General features: G+C 72.9%; 21 protein-coding genes. 17 read left to right on the top strand and 4 right to left on the bottom strand.

Annotation, left to right across the window (positions count from 1 at the left end):
- The first annotated feature begins 38 nt into the window (after positions 1-38).
- The 6 genes from M8C13_RS21415 (at position 39) to M8C13_RS21390 (ending at position 3,971) form a co-directional block, all read left to right on the top strand.
- Positions 39-656, top strand: a complete 618-nt coding sequence (locus M8C13_RS21415) for a DUF4232 domain-containing protein (RefSeq protein WP_252482423.1) — start codon at positions 39-41, stop codon at positions 654-656.
- A 39-nt stretch (positions 657-695) separates the two neighbouring features.
- On the top strand, positions 696-1,484 hold the full coding sequence (locus M8C13_RS21410; protein WP_252482422.1) for a transporter substrate-binding domain-containing protein: 789 nt from the start codon (positions 696-698) through the stop codon (positions 1,482-1,484).
- A 97-nt stretch (positions 1,485-1,581) separates the two neighbouring features.
- Positions 1,582-1,929, top strand: a complete 348-nt coding sequence (locus M8C13_RS21405) for a hypothetical protein (RefSeq protein WP_252482421.1) — start codon at positions 1,582-1,584, stop codon at positions 1,927-1,929.
- Positions 1,930-1,931: 2 nt separating this feature from the next.
- Entirely contained in the window at positions 1,932-2,618 is a 687-nt protein-coding gene (locus M8C13_RS21400; protein ID WP_252482420.1) for a hypothetical protein, read from the top strand.
- Positions 2,619-2,631: 13 nt separating this feature from the next.
- Positions 2,632-3,153, top strand: a complete 522-nt coding sequence (locus tag M8C13_RS21395; RefSeq protein WP_252482505.1) for a carboxymuconolactone decarboxylase family protein — start codon at positions 2,632-2,634, stop codon at positions 3,151-3,153.
- Between the two features lie 17 nt (positions 3,154-3,170).
- Entirely contained in the window at positions 3,171-3,971 is an 801-nt protein-coding gene (locus M8C13_RS21390; protein ID WP_252482419.1) for a hypothetical protein, read from the top strand.
- Positions 3,972-4,008: 37 nt separating this feature from the next.
- Here M8C13_RS21390 and M8C13_RS21385 read toward each other — a convergent pair whose 3' ends face one another.
- The gene (locus M8C13_RS21385; protein WP_252482418.1) at positions 4,009-5,733 is read right to left on the bottom strand and encodes a M14 family zinc carboxypeptidase; all 1,725 of its coding nucleotides are present in this window, start codon (positions 5,731-5,733) and stop codon (positions 4,009-4,011) included.
- Positions 5,734-5,973: 240 nt separating this feature from the next.
- Between M8C13_RS21385 and M8C13_RS21380 the strand changes: the two genes are divergently transcribed.
- The 4 genes from M8C13_RS21380 to M8C13_RS21365 are packed head-to-tail and all read left to right on the top strand — an operon-like array spanning position 5,974 to position 9,685.
- The gene (locus M8C13_RS21380) at positions 5,974-6,234 is read left to right on the top strand and encodes a hypothetical protein (protein ID WP_252482417.1); all 261 of its coding nucleotides are present in this window, start codon (positions 5,974-5,976) and stop codon (positions 6,232-6,234) included.
- A gap of 5 nt (positions 6,235-6,239) precedes the next feature.
- Positions 6,240-6,491 (top strand): hypothetical protein, encoded by a 252-nt coding sequence (locus M8C13_RS21375; protein ID WP_252482416.1) that lies wholly within the window; start codon positions 6,240-6,242, stop codon positions 6,489-6,491.
- Between the two features lie 30 nt (positions 6,492-6,521).
- Positions 6,522-9,317, top strand: a complete 2,796-nt coding sequence (locus M8C13_RS45490) for an FtsK/SpoIIIE domain-containing protein (protein WP_252482415.1) — start codon at positions 6,522-6,524, stop codon at positions 9,315-9,317.
- A complete protein-coding gene (locus tag M8C13_RS21365) occupies positions 9,314-9,685 on the top strand; it encodes a hypothetical protein (protein WP_252482414.1) in 372 nt (123 codons plus the stop codon). Before M8C13_RS45490 ends, M8C13_RS21365 begins: the two co-directional genes overlap by 4 nt.
- A gap of 12 nt (positions 9,686-9,697) precedes the next feature.
- Here M8C13_RS21365 and M8C13_RS21360 read toward each other — a convergent pair whose 3' ends face one another.
- Positions 9,698-10,339 (bottom strand): TetR family transcriptional regulator, encoded by a 642-nt coding sequence (locus M8C13_RS21360; RefSeq protein ID WP_252482504.1) that lies wholly within the window; start codon positions 10,337-10,339, stop codon positions 9,698-9,700.
- A 97-nt stretch (positions 10,340-10,436) separates the two neighbouring features.
- Here M8C13_RS21360 and M8C13_RS21355 point away from each other — a divergent pair, with 97 nt between their 5' ends.
- A complete protein-coding gene (locus tag M8C13_RS21355; RefSeq protein ID WP_252482413.1) occupies positions 10,437-11,447 on the top strand; it encodes an NADP-dependent oxidoreductase in 1,011 nt (336 codons plus the stop codon).
- Here M8C13_RS21355 and M8C13_RS21350 read toward each other — a convergent pair.
- Positions 11,444-12,475 (bottom strand): N-isopropylammelide isopropylaminohydrolase, encoded by a 1,032-nt coding sequence (locus tag M8C13_RS21350; RefSeq protein ID WP_252482412.1) that lies wholly within the window; start codon positions 12,473-12,475, stop codon positions 11,444-11,446. The two genes, M8C13_RS21355 and M8C13_RS21350, sit on opposite strands and share 4 nt — an antisense overlap.
- Positions 12,476-12,522: 47 nt before the next feature.
- A complete protein-coding gene (locus tag M8C13_RS21345) occupies positions 12,523-14,157 on the bottom strand; it encodes an FAD-binding oxidoreductase (RefSeq protein WP_252482411.1) in 1,635 nt (544 codons plus the stop codon).
- A 16-nt stretch (positions 14,158-14,173) separates the two neighbouring features.
- On the opposite strand from M8C13_RS21345, the gene M8C13_RS21340 reads away from it, so the two are divergent.
- The 6 genes from M8C13_RS21340 to M8C13_RS21315 all read left to right on the top strand — a co-directional run bounded on the left by M8C13_RS21340 (position 14,174) and on the right by M8C13_RS21315 (position 20,651).
- Positions 14,174-14,791, top strand: coding sequence for a TetR/AcrR family transcriptional regulator (locus M8C13_RS21340; protein ID WP_252482410.1), 618 nt, complete (start codon positions 14,174-14,176; stop codon positions 14,789-14,791).
- Positions 14,792-14,817: 26 nt separating this feature from the next.
- Positions 14,818-16,377 carry a glycerol-3-phosphate dehydrogenase/oxidase gene (locus M8C13_RS21335; protein WP_252482503.1) on the top strand — a complete coding sequence of 520 codons (1,560 nt, stop codon included), beginning with the start codon at positions 14,818-14,820 and terminating at the stop codon, positions 16,375-16,377.
- Between the two features lie 221 nt (positions 16,378-16,598).
- The gene (locus M8C13_RS21330; protein WP_252482409.1) at positions 16,599-16,919 is read left to right on the top strand and encodes an acyl carrier protein; all 321 of its coding nucleotides are present in this window, start codon (positions 16,599-16,601) and stop codon (positions 16,917-16,919) included.
- Positions 16,916-17,680 (top strand): alpha/beta fold hydrolase, encoded by a 765-nt coding sequence (locus tag M8C13_RS21325; RefSeq protein ID WP_252482408.1) that lies wholly within the window; start codon positions 16,916-16,918, stop codon positions 17,678-17,680. The genes M8C13_RS21330 and M8C13_RS21325 overlap by 4 nt, the downstream gene beginning before the upstream one ends.
- Complete coding sequence (locus M8C13_RS21320) at positions 17,677-18,852, top strand: glycosyltransferase (protein WP_252482407.1); 1,176 nt, start codon at positions 17,677-17,679, stop codon at positions 18,850-18,852. Before M8C13_RS21325 ends, M8C13_RS21320 begins: the two co-directional genes overlap by 4 nt.
- A complete protein-coding gene (locus tag M8C13_RS21315; protein WP_252482406.1) occupies positions 18,849-20,651 on the top strand; it encodes a class I SAM-dependent methyltransferase in 1,803 nt (600 codons plus the stop codon). The genes M8C13_RS21320 and M8C13_RS21315 overlap by 4 nt, the downstream gene beginning before the upstream one ends.
- The last annotated feature ends 36 nt before the right edge of the window (positions 20,652-20,687 follow it).

The raw sequence follows: 20,687 nt of genomic DNA, 5'->3' as shown, positions 1-20,687 counted from the left end.
GCAGCGGGAAACCCGAGGGGGCTGACTCGGGAGGAGACATGACCGTGCGTTTTCGACCTCTACTGGCGCTGTCCGCGCTGGCCCTGTTGACGGCCGCCTGCGGACAGCCCACCGCCCAGTCCCCCGGCAGCGGCACGCCCAGTGGCTTGAGCACCGCCGCCAGCACCGAGCCGACCAGTCCCGAGACCAGTCCCGCGGCCAAGGAACAGCCGCCGGAGGTCACCGCCGAGGCGCAGGTCGGGCGGTGCACCGCCGAGCACCTGCGGGGCGAGCTCAAACCGGGCGACTCCGGCGCGGGCCAGCGCTACGCCACCCTGGTGGTGACCAACACCGGCAAGACCAACTGCACGCTCTACGGCTACGGCGGCCTCGCCCTGCTGGACGGCTCGGGCAACGCGCTGCGCACCAAGCTGGAGCGCAAGGCCAACCCCGGCCCGAAGCTGGTCACGCTGCGGCCGGGCGGCAAGGCGGGCAAGGACCTGCACTGGGGCGCGGTGCCCGGTGAGGGTGAGCCGGCCACCGGCCAGTGCCAGCCCTCCCCCGCCAAGATCAGCGTGATCCCGCCGGACGAGCGCACCCCGTTCGAGCTGACCTGGTCCCTCGGCCCGGTCTGCCAGCAGGGCAAGATCGAAGGCTCGGCCTACCACCCGCTGTGACCCGTTGACCTGGTGGGCACCGGCGGGTTGGGTGGCCGGATGAAGCACAGAATCCTGCCGCTGGTGCTCGCCCTGCTGCTGGTCGGCGGCGTGTCCTCGGCCGCCCCCGCCGGGGAGGCCGGGGCCCGCAGCCGTCTGGACGTGGTGACCGCGCGCGGTGAGCTGCGGGTGTGCAGCACCGGCGACTACCGCCCGTTCACCTACCGCGCCGCCGACGGCGCCTGGACCGGCATCGACATCGACCTGGCCCGCGACCTGGCCACCAAGCTGGGGGTCCGGCTGAAGATCGTGCCGACCACCTGGAAGACCCTGCTGCCCGACTTCCACAGGCACTGCGACCTGGCCGTCGGCGGCATCTCGATCACCCTGGACCGCGCCCGGCAGGCCTTCTACAGCAAGGCCTACGTCCGCGACGGCAAGACCCCGATCACCCGCTGCGAGAACAAGGACCGCTTCCAGACGCTGGAGCAGATCGACCAGCCGGGGGTGCGCGTGGTGGTCAACCCGGGCGGCACCAACGAGCAGTTCGCCCGCGCCAGCCTCAAGCGCGCCACCATCGTGCCGCACCCGGACAACAACACGATCTTCGACGAGATCATCGCCGGGCGCGTGGACCTGATGATGACCGACGCCACCGAGACCAAGTGGCAGGCCAAGCAGCGCCCGGAGCTGTGCGCGGTGCACCCGGAGACGCCGTTCACCTTCAGCGAGAAGGCCTACCTGGTGCCGCTGGGTGACGTGGTGTTCCAGCAGTGGGTGGACCAGTGGCTCAACCTGGCCCTGCACGACGGGACCTGGGCCCGGATCAGCAAGCCCTGGCTGGGCTGAGCCACCCGAACGGCCGATCAAGGTAACGGCGGCGCGGGGACCGGCGAACTCGTTCCTGTCCCGGGTTTTCCGGGCTCTGGAACGAAAGGGGACCGGCGTGCCGGACCTGGAACCCGGGCGGATCCGGCTGTGGTGGTGGTCGGCCCCGTCGCTGGTGCGGGCCGCGCCCGCACTCGGCGGCGCGGCCCTGCTGGTGGCTTTTGCCTGGCCCCGGACCCCGCCGCCCGCGGCGGCCGCGGCCCCGCCGGTGGTCCCGCCGCCCGCCGCCGAGGCCCCGGTGCGGCCCGCGCCGCCACCGAGCTCGGCCCCGCCGGCCCGGCCCAGCGTGGCCAAGCTGGGCGAACGCTGCCCGAAGCCCGGCGAGCGGGCGGTGACCAAAGCGGGCACGGCGCTGCGGTGCGTGCGCAAGCCCGGCGAGCGGCGCGCGGTCTGGCGGGCGGTGTGACGGTGGAACTCCTCCAGGCCACCAAGGTGCTGCGGGCCTGGCAGGTGCCGACCAACCCGGTGGCCTACCGCTGTCCGGCCGGGCACGGCGTGCTCGGGCTGTACCGGGACCGCTCCGCGCGGGCCGGGATCGTGCTGGCCTGCGCCGCCTGCACGCACCGGGTCACGGTGAGCCCGGACGTGCTGGGCCCGGCCGCCTCGGCGACCCGGTTGCCCGGCACCATGGAGCCGCTGCCCGAGGACGGCGGAATCCTGTTGCTGCCCAACGGTTCTGTGCCCAGGGGCCAGCTCGCCGACGGCCTGGTGCGCACCTCCGGCTGGCTGCTGGCAGGCAACCGGGTGGTCGGCTCCGGCCTGCTGTGCGCGCTGCTCGGCGCCGGTCTGGCCGTGGCGCTGGTGCCGGCCGAACCGGCCTGGGCGGCGGCCGCGGCGGTGCTGGGCTTCGCGCTGTGGCGGGTCTCCACGCGGTGGCCGCGGCCCTGCTCGCGGGCCAGGAACCTGGACCGGATCACCGCGGCGGAGCTGGCCGAGGGGATGTTCGTGCGGCGGTACGGGCAGATCGGGCCGGTGGCGCGGGTGGAGTCGGCCACGCCGTGGACCGACGGGATGATCGCGGTGCACTTCACCGGCGGTGGGCAGGAGCGGTGGCCGCCAGCGCGGCGGGTGTGGGTGGCCGAGCTGCTGGACTAGCGTTTCCCGGGTGATGCCGGACTATGCCGCGGATATCCGGGCGAACCTGGAGTCGGTGCTCGGGGACTCTGTGCTGTCCGAGCAGCGGCTGTGGGGCGCGGTGGTGGCGGTGGCGGTCACCTCGGGGCGGGTCGCGGCGCTGGGCGAGCTGGTCGGGCGGGCCGAGCGGGTGCTCTCCGCCGAGGCGTTCGACGCGGCCAGGTCCGCCGGTGCGGTGATGGCCATGAACAACGTGTTCTACCGGGCCAAGCACCAGCTGGCGGACGAGGAGTACCGGCGGCTGCCCGCGCGGTTGCGGATGCGGGTGGTGGCGCGGCCGGGGGTGGACAAGGCCGACTTCGAGCTGTGGTGCGTGGCGGTCAGCGCGGTCAACGGCTGCCGGGTCTGCCTTGAGCTGCACGAGCGGAAGGCGCGCGAAGCGGGAGCGGAGGTGGCTGGGGTGCACGAGGTGCTGCGGGTGGCCGCGGTGGTGCACGCCGCCGGGGTGGTGCTGGCCGCGGAACGGGACCACTGCGCTCCGTGTTCACACCACTGAGGGACAATTGCGACGCGATGGTGGAAGACGAGCTGGAGCTGCTGATCACCGTGGTGGTCGCCGCCGAGAACGAGTCCCAGGCCAGGAACGCCTGTCTGGGACTGGTCGCGCTGGGCGGCGGGCGGATCGTGGAGGCCGGTGACTGCTCCGACGAGGAGCCGGGCTGCTGGTCGGTGACGATCAGCCAGCCGAGCGCCGAGCGGGCCTCGGCCAGCGACGCCGGGGCGCTGTCCAGGGCGGTGCGCACCTTCGTCCGCGGGCTGGGTCCGGACGTCGGCATGCCCAGGGTCTCCTGCGAGCCGCCCACCGCGTGGACCGTGCTGGACGAGCCCGACCTGGTCACCCAGCTGGTGCCCGGCGGCGAACGGGTGCTGGTGGAGGCCTGGCTGGGCGCGAGCCCGCTGCAACAGCCGCCACCCGCCGCCGAGGACCCGGACGAGGTCCTGCCGGAGCCCGCGCCGGTGGTGCTGCCGGCCGGGCCGGTGCAGCGGTTGCGGCTCTCCGTCGACGTGGCCGCCGACCGGCGGGCCGGGGCGGAGTGGCAGGCCAGGGCGGTGGCCAGCCGGATCACCCACCACGGTGAGTTGACCGACTTCACCCCGTGCGGGCCCGGCGTGCTCGGGGTCGAGTTCGACCTCGGGCTGGTGCCGGGGGACGCGGCCACCGCGCTCAAGGCGGCGATGGCCCAGCTGGGGCAGGACAACTGGTCGGCGCTGGAGTTCGACGGCGAGCACGCGGTCAGCTACTGGTCAGCCGATCCCGCGCCCACCGCGGGCGTGATCGCGTTGCAGCTCAGCGCGGGACCGGCGGAGCAGTGACCGGGGCCGGGCCAGCGGCCCAGCCCCGGTCAGCAGGTCACTTCACCCAGGCCGCGGTCAGCGGACCCCAGTTGCCGTCGGCGTCCTTGGCCCGCACGTAGGCCAGGCGCTCCAGGCCCCAGGCGCCGACCTTGCCGCCGACCTCGACCGTGGTCCCGTCGCCGCCGACCTTGAGCTTGCGGGCCTTGCCGCCGTCCCAGGGCGCGCGGTCCAGGTAGACCTCGGCCTCGACCACCTTCTGCGCGGCCGGGCGGCCGACGCCGACGTTGCCGTAGGCGTTGTCATCGGCCTTGGCCGCGACCTCGACGCTGAACAGGCCGCGCTTGACGCTCAGCCCGGACACGGTCGGGCCCAGCGTGGAGACGTAGGGCTGCCGCGCCGACTTGGCCGCGTACAGCAGCGCGTCCTTGTTCAGCTCCCAGAACTTGTCCTGGCAGCTGTAGGCCGGGTGGAAACCGTTGCACTCACCGCTGTTCGGGCCGATCTCGAAGGTGAAAGCGGCGATTCCCAGCTTGTCGTAGGCCCAGTCGTCGGTCGCGCCGGTGACGTTGTAGAGCACCTCGCCCGGCTGGCCGGTGGTGTAACCGTTGAAGCCGCTCATCCGGAAGGCCATCGAGCGCAGCCCGGCGTCGTTGGGGGTCTTGACCTTCGGGTCGTGGCCCCAGGGCAGCAGCACCAGGTTGCCGTAGGTGTGCAAGGTGATCATCGCGCCGCGGGTGGTCGCCGGGGCCGCGTCATTCTCACCGGGGCCGCGCTGGTCCGGGAACAGCTTCTCGAACAGCCCGGCCAGGTGGTGGGTCTCCGGCTCGCTGGCCGCCTTCGGGCCGCGGTAGGTCTGCGAGCAGGGGTTGTTCGAGGTGCCGACGCCGCCCCAGCGGGAGTCCCAGTTGCGGTTGAGGTCGATGCCCTCGTGGTTGGCGCTCCACGGGCCGGGGCAGGGCGTGACGCTGTTGCTGTCGTTGAGGTTCTTGCGCTGCCAGGCCGAGCTGTTGGCCGAGGTGCCGGCGTTGGTCAGGCCGTCCTGCACCACGCCGATGGCGTCCGGGTTGACCTGCGGCACCACCCACACCTCGGTGCCGCCGAGCAGCGCGGCCACCTCGGCGTCGCTGTGCGCGCCGTCGAGCAGCCTGGTGATGAACCGCCAGGCCATCTCGGAGGTGGTCACCTCGCGGGCGTGGATCTGGGCCATCAGCAGGAACCGCGGCTTGGCCGAGTCCGGCTTGAGCTCGCAGCCGCGCCAGGCCTGCGCGGTGATACACAGCGCCTCCAGCCGGTTGCCCTTGGCCGGGTCCTGCTGCCGCTGCCAGGACTCGCCGTAGCTCACCCGCTTGGTCAGCTCCGGGTAGCGCTTGGCCACATCGGCCACGAAGGAGTGAAAGCCCTCGACCGTGCGGTACCCGCCGTAGAAGGTCGGATACTCCTTGTCCGCCAGTCGTTTCGGCTTGGGGTAGGCCGCGGCCGCGCGCGGGGCCGCGGCGGCCGGCGCCTGCTGGACTCCGACCGTGCGGGCACCGAGCCCGGCCAGCCGGTCCTCCGCGCCGGGCTGGCCGAGCACGAGGATCGCCGAGCCCTCACGGCCGAGGACGTCGAACCCGGCCTCGACGAGCTTCTGCCCCAGCTCCGCCGGGTCGCCGGGTGCGGTGACGTGCAGGATCCGGGCCGGGTCAGCGGCCCCGGTGGCCAGTGCGGGCACCGGCAGCAGCGCGGCCGCGGCGACCGCGGTGGCGGCCAGCGCGGTGCGCAGCAAGAGGCGTTTCGCCATGTGAGCAGCCGTCCTTCCAGAGGATCAGTACGGCACGATCCTGTGATGCGTCCGTGACCTGGAACAAGCCCCCGGACGGCGGTAGGGGCACGCCGCGTAGTCCTGGCCCTCACTCCAATGGCGGTGGAATTCAGCCTGATCTTGGTTGTACTGAGGTGGGGTTTGGGTACTACCTTCAACTAAATAAGCCGTGCCATGTCCGTGGCACGGCTGGAGCCGCGTGGAGGAGTAGGGCGCAAGATGGCAAGTGTGGAGCAGGTTCGCAACGGAATCCTCCAGGCCAACGAGAAGGCGCAAGAGAGCCTCGGCGCGCTGCAGGCGGCCTCCACCGCCATCGAGCAGGCCAAGGGCGCGCTGCTCCAGGTCGTGCAGGGCAGCAACCAGCCCGAGGCCGAGCAGGCCGCGGGCATGCTGGACCAGGCGATGGCGAACCTGACCGAGACGCACCAGCAGGTGACCCAGGCGATCAACACCGCCGAGGGCTACGCGAGCAGGCTGTAGGCCCGGTGTCGTCCATCGCGGAGGTCGCGGCCGCACTGGCGTCGGTGCGCGAGCAGCTTCTCCAGGCACATCAGGTGCTGATCGAGGCCGACGAACTGATCGGGGAATCCCTGGCCGCACTGGCGAAAGCGGGCAAGCACCACTCGTCCTCGCTGGTCCCGCCGGAGCTGCTGGGCGCGGGTCAGGGGCACGGCCGCACCGTGGAGCTGGTCACCGGCGCGCTGGACCGGGTAGAAGGCCTGATGACCTCCCTGTGACACTGACGACGTGATCTTGGGCGGTGCAGCGTGAGCAAGAAGCTCGAGCGACGGGCACGGATCGGCGAGGTCTTCGGCGAGTTCCACGACGCCGTCGCGATGGCCCTCGGGGCGGCGCGGCAGGAGCACATCGTGGCCGAGGCCCAGCACCGCAGGGCCGAGTTCGAGCTGACCCTGCGCAAACGCGGAATCCGTGCCGTGCAAGCGGATCCGGCCTTCGCCGCGCAGTGGGCCGACCCGGCGCTGCGACCGCTGGCCGAACGCGCGCTGGCCGAGCACGAGCAGGTCTTCGCGCAGTGGACCGGCGACGGCCCGGCCACGCTGACCGCGCTGGTCAACGAGCACGCGCCCGGTTCGGCTGGCGAGCACTGGGAGCACTGGCTGGGCAGGCCCGGCGAGCGGGACGGCAGCACACCCGCGCCGGGGCTGTGGCGGATCGGCTCGGCCCGGCTGGAGGACGCCTCGCTGACCGAGGAGTTCCCGGCCGCGGTGCCGCTGCTGGACCACGGCCACCTGCACGTGGTCTCCGCGCACAACACCAGGATGCTGGCCGAGGCGCTGGTGGAGACGCTGGTGCTGCGCACGCTGTCCTACTTCCAGCCTGGCCTGGTGCAGGTGCACGTGTGGGACACCGGCCAGTTCACCGGTTCGCTGCCCGGCCTGTACCCGCTGGCCCGCGCCGGACTGCTCACCGTGCACGACCCGAGCCGGTTGCAGGACCTGCTCAGCGAGTTCTCCGAGCACATCCGCCGGGTGCACACCCGGATCCTGGTGGACGGCCACCACTCGCTGCGCGCGCTGACCGCGGCCACCGGCAAACGTTCGGAACCGTGGCGGATCGCGATCCTGTTCGGCAACCACGAGAACCTGGACGACCAGCTCCGCCAGCAGCTGCAACGGGTCGCGCGCAATGGTTTGGCCTGCGGCATCCAGCTGGTCATGGTGGACATGCGGCTGTCGGTGAACAGCCCGCTGGAGACCGTGGAGCTGCACGAGGACGGCCGGGTCACCTCCACCATGACCGGCGAGCACGCGGTGATCACCCTGGACGAGCCGCTGCCGAGGGACCGGGTGCCGATGGCCTGCGGGGCGATCGCGGACGCGCTGCTGGAGCGGCGCAGCCGGGTGTGCACCTTCGCCGACCTGCTGCCGGAGACCCGCTGGGCGGAGCGCTCGGCCACCGGGCTGAGCGCGCCGATCGGCCGCAGCGACGGCCAGGACGTGCTGCTGCACCTCGGCGACTCCTCGCCGCACGCGCTGATCGGCGGGCCGAGTGGCTCCGGCAAGACCAACTTCCTGTACGCGATGCTGGGCAGCCTCACCGCGCGCTACTCCCCCGACGAGCTCGAGCTCTACGTGCTCGACTTCAAGGAGGGCGTGTCCTTCGCCCAGTTCACCCCCGGCCGCAAGGACCCGAGCTGGCTGCCGCACGCGCGGCTGGTCGGGGTGAACGTCAACGCCGACCGGGAGTTCGGGCTGGCGCTGCTGAAGTACCTGGCCGATGAGATGCGGCGCAGGGCGGAGGCGGCCAAGCGGCACGAGGTGACCAAGCTGGAGGAGCTGCGCGCGGAGGACACCGGCGGGCGGTGGCCGCGGATCGTGGCGGTGATCGACGAGTTCCAGTTCCTCTTCGCCGAGCGGGACGCGGTGACCAGCCAGGCGGCCGGGCTGCTGGAGGACGTGGCAAGGCGCGGGCGCTCGCAGGGCATCCACCTGGTGCTCTCCAGCCAGGACGTCTCCGGCATCGAGGCGTTCTGGGGCAAGCCGGCCATCTTCGAGCAGTTCATCGTGCGGATCGCGCTGCCCAAGGCGCGCCGGGTGCTGGTGGAGACCAACCAGGCCGCGATCGAGATCCCGCGGCGGCACGCGGTGATCAACCACGACTCCGGGGTCCGGCACGGCAACGAGGTGGCCCGCATCCCGGACGCCACCAGCCGCGGCACCTTCGACGCGTTGCAGGTGGAGCTGTGGCAGCGCAGGCCCGCGCACCTCGGCGAGCCAAGGCTGTTCGACGGCGACCACGTGCCACCACTGTCCACAGTGGAGGATTTCCGGCAGCTGGAACCACGCCGGGGCCGTCCACCGGTGGCGCTGCTCGGCCAGGTGATCGACGTGGCGGGCAGCGCGGCCGGGGTGACCCTGGCGCGCACGCCCGGCCGCAACATCGCCACCCTCGGCTCGGTGCTGCGCGATGCCGCCAGCGTGCTCGCCGCGGCCACGCTTTCCCTTGCCCGGCAACACCTTCCAGGCGAGGCCAGGTTCACCCTGATCTGCGTGACCGAGGACGCCCGCACGGCGGCGGAGACGCTGACCTGCGCGCTCAAGGACACCGGCAACGAGGTCGAGCTGCTCGACAGCGACGGCGTGCGCGCCGCGCTGGACGCGCTGGCCGCCGACCTGGGCGCCCGCGCGGCCCGCGGCGCGGGCAACAACGAACCGGCCCGGCCGCACTACCTGGTGCTCTACGCCATCGACGCGGCCTATCCGTTGCTGGAGCAGAAGGACCCGACCACCCGGCAGTCCGGAGTGGACAGTCTCAAGCAGATCCTCAAGCACGGCCCCGAGCTGGCCACCCACACCATCGGCTGGTGGCGCAGCGTGCAGCGGCTCAAGAGCGGCTTCCTCGGCGGCGGCATCGAGGACCTGGGCGCCTGGGTGGCCCTGGACGTGCACGGCCCGGACCTGTCCAGCCTGGCCGCCGGTCAGCTGATCAGCTGGTCGCCCCGGCCCCGCCGCGGCCTGTTCTTCGACAAGTCCGAGCACGCGCGGCCCGAGGTCGTCATCCCGTTCGACACCGCAGAGGCCAGCGGGGAGGGCCAACCGTGAACGAGCCGTCCGCGAGCGAGCGCTACCGGGCGATCACCGGCCAGGTGGACGAGGCGGTGCGCCGGATGCAGAAGGTGGACGCCGAACGCGCCAAGGAGCTGACCGAGGTGGTCCGCCAGGCCAAGGAGCGGCACGCCACGGCCGAGCAGCAGCTCAGCGCGACCGAGCAGGAGCTCAGGGAGCGCTGGCGGGAGGTCGGCGACCTGTTCTACGACGAGCGCTGGTTCCAGATGAAGCCGCTGCCCAAGCCGGTCCTGCCGGCCGACGGCCTGACCATGGAGCAGCGCGCGGAGCGGATCAGGGCCGCGCAGCAGGGCCTGGAGGAGCTGCTGCGCAAGCGCGGCGGGCTGATCCGCCGCCGGGACTGACCGGCGCGCCAGTCACCAACGCTCGGTGGCGCTGGACCAGGCGGCAGGCAGGCCCGCGATGCCCAGGTCCAGGGCCTCGATGACCAGGGCGCGGAGCTCGTCGATGGTGTCGTAACCGCGCAGGCAGGCGGTCTCCATGCCGAGCCGGGCGCTGGCGCAGACCACCCGGATCAGCAGCCGGCAGCGCAGGTCGGTCTCGGCGGAGACGCCCTGGCGGGCCGCGATCACCTCGGCCAGCCGGTGCTCGACCTGGGCGGAGGTCTGCAGCCAGCGGGCGAACAGGGTCGGGGTCTGGCCGATCAGGCGGTGGGTGGCGCAGTAGCGGGCCGGGCCGCCGTCCAGTGCGGCGATGTGGTCGAACATGGCCAGGTAGGTGGCGCGGGCGGCGGTCACCGGGGGCTCGGTGTCCGGGCGGGCGGCCAGCGCGGTGATGCAGAACTCGTCGATCTCGGCGAACTGGGCCAGCGCGACGTCCTCCTTGCCGGCGAAGTACCGGAAGAAGGTGCGCGGCGAGATCTCCACCGCGGCGGCGATCTCCTCCACCGTGGTGGCCTCGAAACCCTTGCCGAAGAACAACTTCAGGGCGGCGTCGACCAGCGCGTTCTTGGTGCGCAGCTTCTTGCGCTCGCGCAGACCCAGCTCGTCCTTGACCATGCTCACATCGTCAGTCTACGTCACATGTCGCGCTCCGCCTATTGTCATGGTATGTTTTTTGTCAGTGACTGACACGTTCTTTTCTGAGGAGTCCAGCATGACCACCCCGTCCACCGGCCTGGAAATCCGTCTCGCCTCCCGTCCCGAGGGCTGGCCCACCCTGGACAACTTCGATCTGGTCCAGGCCGAGGTGCCCACCCCAGACGAGGGCGAGCTGCTGGTGCGCAACAAGGTCATGAGCGTCGACCCGTACATGCGCGGCCGGATGAACGACGTGAAGTCCTACGTGCCGCCGTTCGAGCTGGGCAAGGCGCTGCAGGGCGGCGCGGTCGGCGAGGTCGTCACCTCCAACGACCCCGGCTTCGCCGTCGGCGACCTGGTGCTGCACATGGGGGGCTGGCGCGAGTACGCCAAGGTGGAGGCCAAGCAGGCGGTCAAGGTGGACGCGAACCTGGCCCCCGCGGGCGCTTTCCTCGGCGTGCTGGGCATGCCGGGCCTGACCGCCTACGCGGGCCTGCTGGCCGCGGGCCAGTTCCGCGAGGGCGACGTCGTCTTCGTCTCCGGCGCGGCAGGCGCGGTCGGCTCGCTGGTGGGCCAGATCGCCAAGCTCAAGGGCGCCTCCAGGGTGATCGGCTCGGCCGGCAGCCAGGAGAAGGTCGACTACCTGGTCAACGAGCTGGGCTTCGACGCCGCGTTCAACTACAAGGACGGCCCGGTGGCCGAGCTGCTGGCCAAGGCCGCGCCCGAGGGCATCGACGTGTACTTCGACAACGTGGGCGGCGAGCACCTGGAGGCGGCGATCGGCGCGGCCAAGCAGGGCGGCCGGTTCGCCCTGTGCGGCGCCATCTCGCAGTACAACGAGAAGGGCGAGCGCACCGGCCCGCGCAACATGATCGAGATCGTCGGCAAGGGCCTGAACCTGCGCGGGTTCATCGTGAAGGAGTACGGGTCCATGCAGGAGCAGTTCTTCACCGAGGTCGGCGGCTGGCTGGCCGAGGGCAAGATCAGCTACCGGGAGACCACCGTCGAGGGCCTGGCCAACGCCCCGCAGGCGTTCCTTGACCTGTTGAAGGGTGCCAACACCGGCAAGATGCTCGTGACGATCTAACCGCCACTGACCACCCGGCCGTCGTGCACCACCAAGGTGCGCGGCGGCCGTTGCCGTACCGCCTCGGCCACCGAGTCCGCGGGCACGACCATCAGCTCCGCCCGGTCGCCCTCGATCACGCCGTAGCCGCGCACGCGCAGTGCCCGCGCGCCGTCGCGGGTGGCCACGTCGGCGCACAGCTCGACCTCGTCGTCGCGCTCGAAACCGTTGGCCTCGGCCAGCAGGCGGGCCTGGTCGAGCAGGTCGCCGCCGTCGTCGCCCAGGCCGACCGGCACGCCTGCCCAGCGCAACCGGCGCAGGGGCAGCGGGTTTCCCCAGGCGGTGGCCAGGGTGGTCACCGAGATGCCGTGCTCGGCCAGCAGCTCGGCCAGCAGCTCGCGCCGGTGATCCTCCACAGTGGACAGTGCGAGGCAGTGCGAGAGGGTGACCTTGCCGCGCATGTCCAGCGCGGCCACCCGTTCGCAGATCAGCTCGATCACGAAGGCGCCCAGCTCGCCGGGGTCGCGCAGCTGGAGGTCGATGCCCACGGAGTGCCGCTCGGCCAGCTCGAAGAGCAGGTCCAGGTGGCGCACCGGGTCGCGGTCGTGGCCTGCCGGGTCCAGACCGCCGAGCAGGTTCGCGCCCGCGGCCACCGCGGCGTCCAGCAACTTCTCGCCGCGTTCCTCGCGGATGAGCCCGCCGGCCACGAAGGCGACCAGCTGGATGGTGGCGCGGCCGGCGAAGACCTGCCGGGCGGCCAGCAACTCGTCCAGGTCCTCGGCCGGGCCGTGCACGCGGAGCAGGGTGGCACCGGCGGCGACCAGCCGGGCCAGGGTGGCCTCGGCCTGTCCGGCGCGCGGCCGGACGTGCGCGGCGACCAGCGCGGGCAGCAGCACGCCACCGGCGCCGTCGACCTCGGGAATCCCTGGTGGGGCGGTGAGTTCCGGCCCGAGCTCGGCGATCGCACCGGCTCGGCAGAGCACGTCGATCGCGGGGGTGTCGGGCGCGGAGGACCACGGGCGGACGGAACGGATCAGCACATCACCCATTGCCGGACCCTAGGCCCCCGGTCGCGAGCGCACCAGCCCGCGGCGTGTCACACGAGCTTTCCCGGGTTGAGAACTCCAGTCGGGTCCAGTCGGGCCTTGACCGCGCGCAGCACCTCAACGCCCAGCTCGCCGACCTCGGCGGCCAGCCAGGGCGCGTGGTCCACGCCGACCGCGTGGTGGTGGGTGATGGTGCCCGCGTGGTTGACGATGGCCTCGCAGGCCGCGGCCTTGGCCCGCTGCCACTGCTCGACCGGGGCGGTGCCCGCGCGCGGGGCGAGCACGGTGAAGTACAGCGAGGCCCCGGTCTCGTAGGCGTGCGAGACGTGGCACATCACCACCGGGCGGGCGCCGGCGGTGCTCAGCGAGTCGGTGAGCGCGCCGCGGACCGCGGTGCGCAGCGCGGCCAGCCCGGCCCAGTCGCCGGCGGTCTCCAGGGTCTCCACGCACACCCCGGCCTCCAGCAGCGCGTCCCGCTGCCTCGGCCCGCCGTAGCGGCCCTTGCGCCAGGCCTCGCCGAGCGGGCGGCCCAGCCGCACCGGGTTGAACTCCCGCAGCGCGTTGAGCGCGGCCCGCCGCCGGTTGGCCAGCTCGCGCGGGGAACCGGTCTCCCAGCCCAGGATCAGCAGGCAGGGCGCGACCACACCCCTGGTGCGCAGGTAGGCGCGCAGCGCCCGGCCCTTCCAGCCGCCCGCCAGTTCAAGGGACACCTCGGTCTCGTCCATGTCGGACAGGCGGGTGACATCGGCCAGCACCCGCTGCTGGGCCAGCGCGCGGACCGCCGCCGCGCCGCGTTCCCAGCCGTCCACCACCACGCCCTCGTAGTGGTGGAAGGTGGCCGCCGGTCGCACCCGCAGGGTCAGCTCGGTGATCACGCCGAAGACGCCCTCGCTGCCGATGACCAGCCGCTTCAGGTCAGGTCCTGCCGCCGAGGCCGGGACGCCGCCGAGGATGAGCTCGCCGGCGGGGGTGGCCAGCCGCAGCGCGTGCACCATGTCCTCGAACCGGCCGTAGCCCGCGGAAGCCTGCCCGGCCGAGCGGGTGGCGGCGAACCCGCCGAGGGTGGCCCGCTCGAAGGACTGCGGGAAGTGGCCGAGGGTGAAGCCGTGCGCGGCCAGCAGCCGTTCCGCCTCCGGCGCGCGCACCCCGGCCTGGAAGACCGCGGTGTGCGAGATCGGGTCCACCGAGACCAGCTTGTCCAGCCGGGCCAGGTCCACGGTGACCACCGAGGCCTTGGCCCCGCGCAGCGCGTTCACCCCGCCGACCACCGAGGTGCCGCCGCCGAAGGGCACCACCGCGAGGTCCTGCGCCGCGCAGACCTCCAGCACCCGTTGCACCTGCTCGGGATCGGCGGGCAGCACCACCGCGTCCGGAATGGCCAGCTCGCCGCAGCCCCTGTGCCGCATGAGGTCCACATAGGACAGTCCGCCGGAGCGGCCGAGCCGGGCCTCCCGGTCGGTCAGCACCGCCGCCGGGCCGACCACCTCGGCCAGGGCCGCCAGCGCGGCCGGTGGCAGCGCCGAGTCGGCGACCGGGTGCAGCGAGCCCGGCCCCACCGGCGTGGTCACCTCGGCCAGGCCGATGCGGGAGCGGAGCCAGCGCAGCGCGTGCGACGGCAGGTGCGCCGCCTTCGCGCCCTCGGGCGTCCAGCTGGTGCGGAGGGTGTGGTCGATGCGCTCGGTCACCGCTACAGTGTGACACATGGCGTCCGAGTGTCACACCTCCGAAGCCCCGCCGGTGGTCCGCGGCCAGCGGGTGGACGACGAGGTCCTGCTCGCCGCGGCCAAGGACTGCGTGCTCGACGTGGGCGTGCGGCGCACCACGCTGGCCGAGGTGGCGCGCCGGGCCAAGGTGAGCCGGATGACCTTGTACCGCCGCTTCCCGGACGTGACCAGCCTGGTCGCCGCGCTGCTCACCCGCGAGTTCCGCGGCCTGCTCAGCGCGGTGGCCTCGGCCTCGGCGAACCTGCCCAGCGCGCGCGAGCGGCTGGTCGCCGGTGCGGTGGCGGCCGGCCGGGAGGTCGCGCACAACCCGCTGATGCGCACCATCCTGGAGGTCGACCCCGAACTGCTGCTGCCCTACCTGGTGCAGCGGATGGGCAGCACCCAGCGGCTGGCCGAGCAGTTCCTGCGCGAGCAGGTGCTGGCCGGGCAGGCCGACGGCTCGGTGCGCGCCGGGGACGTGGCCGCGCAGTGCAGGCTGCTGTTCCTGATGGTCCAGTCGGTGGTCTTCGCGCTGCGGCTGGCGGTGGCCGAGCCGGACGAGGCCGCGCTGCTGGCCGAGCTCCGCCACGGCCTGGACGCGGTGCTGCGGCCATGACCGTCCCGATGCTGCCGGCCGGCTCGCTGCGCGCGACCTCGCTCAACGCCACCCGCAGGGCCAACGACCTGGCCCTGCTCGCCGGTGGCCACCAGCTCGACCTGCTGGTGGTCGGCGGCGGGGTGACCGGGGCCGGGGTCGCGCTGGACGCGGCCGCCCGCGGCCTGTCGGTGGCCCTGGTCGAGGCGCAGGACCTGGCCTTCGGCACCTCCCGGTTCTCCAGCAAGCTGGTGCACGGCGGCCTGCGCTACCTGGCGCACGGCGAGTTCGCGCTGGCCAGGGAGAGCGCGGTGGAGCGCGGCCTGCTGATGACCCGCACCGCCCCGCACCTGGTGCGCACCCTGCCCCAGCTCATCCCGCTGCACCGGCAGGCCCGCGGCGCCGGGGTGAGCCGGAGCCACGAGGCGGTCTTCATGGCCGGGCTGCGCGCCGGCGACCTGCTGCGCCGCACCGCGGGCACGCCCGGCGCGGTGCTGCCCGCGCCCCGCCGGGTGCCTGCCGCCGAGGCGCTGGCGCTGGCCAGTGGCCTGCGGGTGAGCGGGCTGCGCGGCGGGCTGCTCTCCTACGACGGCCAGCTGGTCGACGACGCCCGCCTGGTGGTCGCGCTGGCCCGCACCGCGGCCGGGTTCGGCGCCCGGATCATCACCAGGGCCAGGGCGGTGCACCTGGACGGCTCCGGCGGCGAGGTGGTGGACGGGCTGACCGGCGAGGCCGTCCGGATCAGGGCCAAGGCGGTGATCAACGCCACCGGGGTGTGGGCGGATCGGCTGGTGCCCGGCGTGCGGCTGCGGCCCTCCCGCGGCTCGCACCTGGTGCTCGACGGCGCCGCGCTCGGCCTGGGCGGCACCGCGCTGACCGTGCCGGTGCCCGGCGAGCGCAACCGGTTCGCGCTGCTGCTGCCGCAGCTGGACGGCCGGGTCTACCTGGGCCTGACCGACGAGCCGATGGACGGGCCGGTGCCGGAGGTGCCCGAGGTCCCGCAGGCCGATGTGGACTTCCTGCTGGACGTGGCCAACACGGTGCTGGGCAGGCGGCTCGGTCCGGCCGACGTGCTCGGCGCGTTCGCCGGTCTGCGCCCCTTGATCGACCTTCCGGGTACGAGTGGCCGCACCGCGGACCTCTCCCGCAAACACGCCGTGCTCGCCTCGCCGGACGGAGTTACCACGGTGGTGGGCGGCAAGCTCACCACCTACCGGCGGATGGCCGCCGACGCGGTGGACGCCGCGATCGCCCGCCGCGGCCTGACCGCCGGGCCCTCGCGCAGCGCGCAGGTGCCGCTGGTCGGCGCCGCGCCAGCCGAGTATCTGTCCACAATGGAGGTAGCGCCGCGGCTGGTTGCCCGCTACGGCGCGGAAGCCGTGCGACTGGCCGCGCTGGCCCAGCTCGACCCGAGGCTGGGCGCCGAGGTCGCGGACGGGCTCGGCGTCACCGCGGCCGAGGTGGTCTGGGCGGTGCGGCACGAGGGCGCGCTGGACGCCGACGACGTGCTGGACCGGCGCAGCCGGATCGGCCTGGTGCCCTCGGATCGGTTGCGGGCCTTGGACTCCGTCACCGCGCTGGTGCGCAAGGCCACCGAAGGACTCTGACGACGCAGCGTAGCCAACGTCGTCGAATTGCTTGCAGCGTCATTCAAACGGGTTGTCTTGGCGGCGTTTTCGCCGCAACCGCAAGCAATCCCAGCTTGAAACCTGTCACCTTAGGGAAACACCGCCTCGGACCATCCACAAAGGACGGCCCCCTGCGGCCCCATGTCCGCGGTGTCACGTCATCACCGGTGTTCGCAGCACCGTGACAGGGAGTGAACGCGATGAGTTACGCAAACCTGGCTTCCGAGGTGGAGCAGCAGGTGCTCGCCACGGTGACCGAGCTGATCGCGGCCGTGATCGGGCCCGAGTACGCGCAGACCGTCGAGATCGACATGGACACCTCGTTCAACGAGGACCTGGAGCTGGAGAGCATCGAGTTCGTCGCGCTCTCGGCCAAGCTGCGCGAGCACTACGGCAGCTCGGTCAACTTCGCCGCCTTCCTGGCCGACAAGGAGGTGGAGGAGGCGGTCGGCCTGACCGTCGGCCACCTGGTCCGCTACATCGCCGACTGCCTGGCCGGCGACCGCGGGACCGCCCCATGACCGAGGTCCAGGCGAACAACCTCACCTTCCACGTCCAGCCCCTGGCCACCCCCGACTCCCCGCCGGACGCGCCACTGGTGGTCTTCCTGCACGGCCTGGTGGTGGACAACCTCTCCGGCCTCTACCTCACCCTGGCCACCCCGGCCGCCACCGCCGGGGCCCGCACCCTCTGCTACGACCAGCGCGGACACGGCCGCTCCGACCGGCCGCCCACCGGCTACACCCTGGACGACTCGGTGGCCGACCTGCACGCGCTGCTGGACGCCCTCGGCGAGCACCGCCCGGTCCGGCTGGTCGGCAACAGCTACGGCGGCCTGCTCGCGCTGGCCTTCGCCGCGCACCGCCCCCAGCGGGTGGACAAGATCATGCTGATCGAGTCGCTGGTGCCCACCCCCGGCTGGGGCGAGCGGATGGCGGCCACCCTCAACGAGGCGATCGCGGGCCGGTACGACCACCACTTCACGCACATGAGCGGCCGCAAGTGGGACCGGCGGGTGCAGCAGGTGGAGGAACTGCTGATCAGGACCAGCATGGTGGCCGAGATCGGCAGGCAGGAGCCGTTCAGCCCGGACCGCTACGCCGCGGTGACCGCGCCGGTGCTGGCCGTCTACGGCTCGGAGTCCGAGCTGTTGCCCGAGGTCAGCGTGTTGCAGAAGTACCTGCCGCAACTGGAGCTGGAGATCCTGCCGGAGCAGTCGCACATGCTGCTCACCGAGGCGGCAGGCCAGGTCCGCGAAGTGCTGGCAAGGTGGTTGCGGTGAGCCGGGTCCTGTTCGTGGTGCCACCACTGGCCGGGCACACGCTGCCCACGGTGGCGCTGGGCCACGAACTGACCGGGCGCGGGCACGAGGTCGCCTGGGTCGGCCACCGCGAGGTGGTGGCCCCGCTGCTGCCGGAGCCGGAGCTGCTCATGCCGGTGCAGCGCGGCCCGGACGACTGGCTGGCCGAGGTGGTGACCCGCTCCCGCGGCTTACGCGGTCCCGCGGCCTTCCAGTTCCTCTGGCGGGACTTCCTGATCCCACTGGCGGAGTCCAGCGTGCCCGGGGTGGAGGAGGCGGTCGAGCGGTTCCGGCCGGATGTGCTGGTGGTGGACCAGCAGGCGCTGGCCGGCGGCGTGGTGGCGCGGCGGCACGGGCTGCCCTGGGCCACCTCGGCGACCACCTCGGCCGAGCTGACCGACCAGTTCGCCGCCGTGCCCAAGTTCGGCGCCTGGGTACGCGGGCAGCTGGCCGCGCTGCAACACGCGCAACAGGTTCCGGTGGCCGTGGCCGAGCGCGGCGACCTGCGCTTCTCCGAGCACCTGGTGCTCGCCTACACCACCCGCTGCCTGGTCGGCTCCAAGATCGACTACCCCGGCCACTACGCCTTCGTCGGGCCCTCGCTGGGCGTTCGAGCGTCCATTGTGGACTATCCATGGGAATGGCTGGACGGACGGCGGCAGCACCTGCTGGTCACCCTGGGCACGGTGGACCGGGAGAACGGCGCCCGCTTCCTCAACGCGGTACTGGCCGCGGTCGAGCCGCTCGGCTCCCGCCTCCAGGTCACCATCGCCGCGCCACCCAAGTTGTTTGGAGAACTTCCGGCCCATGTGCTGGTACGGGAGTTCGTGCCCCAACTGGAGGTGTTGGCGCGCACGGACGCGGTGGTATGTCATGGCGGGCACAACACGGTGTGCGAGACCCTCGCGCACGGCCTGCCGCTGGTGGTCGCCCCGATCAGGGACGACCAGCCGATCATCGCCAACCAGGTGGTCGAGGCGGGCGCGGGCCGACGTGTTCGGTTCGGCCGGGTCGGACCGGCCGAGCTGCGGGACTCGATTCTCGATGTGCTGTCCTTTCCTGGATACCGAGCGGCGGCAGAGCGTATCCGGGCGTCCTTCGCCGACGCCGGTGGTACCGCGGCGGCGGCCGACCGGGTGGAGATGCTGACATGATGTTGGGCTGGCTACCGGTGGTCACGATGATCGCCTTGGTGCTCAACGGTTTCCGGCTGCGCGGCCAGCTGGCCTGGCTGCCGGTGCTCGACGACGAGCAGGACGGTCCGCACGGCCGGTTCCGGTTCGTGGCGGCCCAGGGCGCGGAACTGCCGGAGCGGACCAGGGCCGCCGCCGAGGACTGGGCGCAGCGGCAGGGCCTGTCCGTGCTGGACCTGGTGCCCCGCCGGCTCGGCGTGGCCAGGGCGCTGGACCTGGCCCGCGCCGGGCTGGGCAAGGACTTCCTGGCCACCCGGCTGGCCAGCGCGGGCGGCGCGGGGCACGCGCTGCTGGTGGACGCCGACGTGGCCGAGCGCGAACAGCTCGGCGAGGCCGCGCCGGACACCGTGACCACCGCCGGTCTCACCACCCGGTTGAAGCGGTTGGCTTGCACCGCAACGGATTTCGCCGTCGCGCCCGGTCTCGGCGTGATCCAGGAGACCCCGGCGCAGCGGGCCGAGCGGCTGCGCGCCGAACGCGGTCTGTTCCGCGCGGTGCTGCCGCCGCTGGTCTGCTACGCCGCGCTGGTCACCTGCGTGGTGGCCCAGCCGATCCTCGGCCTCGGCGCGCTGGCGCTGTTTTGCCTTCAGCCCTACCTGGTCTTCGCCGGCAGTCCGGTCCGCCCTGCTGACCTGCATCGGCACGCCGCGCTGCGGCTGCTGCGCGATCCGGCGAACTGGGCCCGCACGCTGGCCGCGCTGTGGCGCACCCGGGTCAGGGGCGACCGGGTGGCCGAGCTGCGCGCCGCCTACGCCGCCGAGCTGGCCCAGGGCACCGAGCGCTTCTTCGAGCCGCGCCGCGCGGACTGCCCGTGGTGCGGCGGCACCGCGCTGAAGCCGCACGTGCGCTGCGTGGACCTGGTGCTGAACAAGCCGGGCCGGTTCACCCTGGAACGCTGCGCGGACTGCGGCCACGTGTTCCAGAACCCCCGGCTCAACCTGGCCGGTCTCGACTTCTACTACCGCGACTGCTACGACGGCGAGGGCGCGCGCACCGCGGAGACCGCGTTCTCCGCCGGCCCCGCGGTGTACCGGCGGCGGGCCGAGATGCTCGTCCCGTTCACCACCCCGCGCACCTGGCTGGACGTCGGCGGCGGCCACGGCCACTTCGCCAACCTGGCCCGCGAGGTCTGGCCGGAGACCGCCTTCGACGGCCTGGACCTGGGCGCGGGCATCGAGGAGGCGGCCAGGCGCGGCTGGGTGGACCGCGGCTACCGCGGCCAGTTCCCGGAGCTGGTGGCCGAGCTGGCCGGGCGCTACGACGTGATCAGCATGTTCCACTACCTGGAGCACACCAGGGAGCCGTTCGAGGAGCTGGACGCGGCGGCGAAGGTGTTGTCCGCAGGCGGTTTCCTGCTCATCGAGGTGCCCAACCCCGGCTCGCGGTACGGGCGGCTGCTGCGCACCTACTGGATGCCGTGGTTCCCGCCGCAGCACCAGCACATGATGCCCAGGGAGAACCTGGTCCGGGCGCTGACCGAGCGCGGCTTCACCGTGGTGGCCCAGGACCGCGGCCGCGCCGACCAGTCCATGGACCTCACCATGGCCGTCGGCCTCGGCCTGAACCGGCTGGCGCGCAACCCGGACCAGCCCTGGCGGCCCCGGCCGGCCACCTGGTGGCGCCGGGTCCTCTTCCGCGCGGTGCTCACCGCGGGGGTGCCGCTGCTGGTGCTGGCCTGGGTGACCGACAAGCTGGCGCACCAGGTGATCAAGCGCGGCAACGGCGGCAACGCCTACCGGCTGCTCGCTCAGCGGTCCTAGTTCGCGTTCGCGCAGTGCCGAGTGTCAGGCTGCTCA

The sequence above is a fragment of the Crossiella sp. SN42 genome, from assembly GCF_023897065.1.
Lineage (GTDB): Bacteria > Actinomycetota > Actinomycetes > Mycobacteriales > Pseudonocardiaceae > Crossiella.
This window is presented reverse-complemented; position numbering and strand designations above follow the sequence as displayed.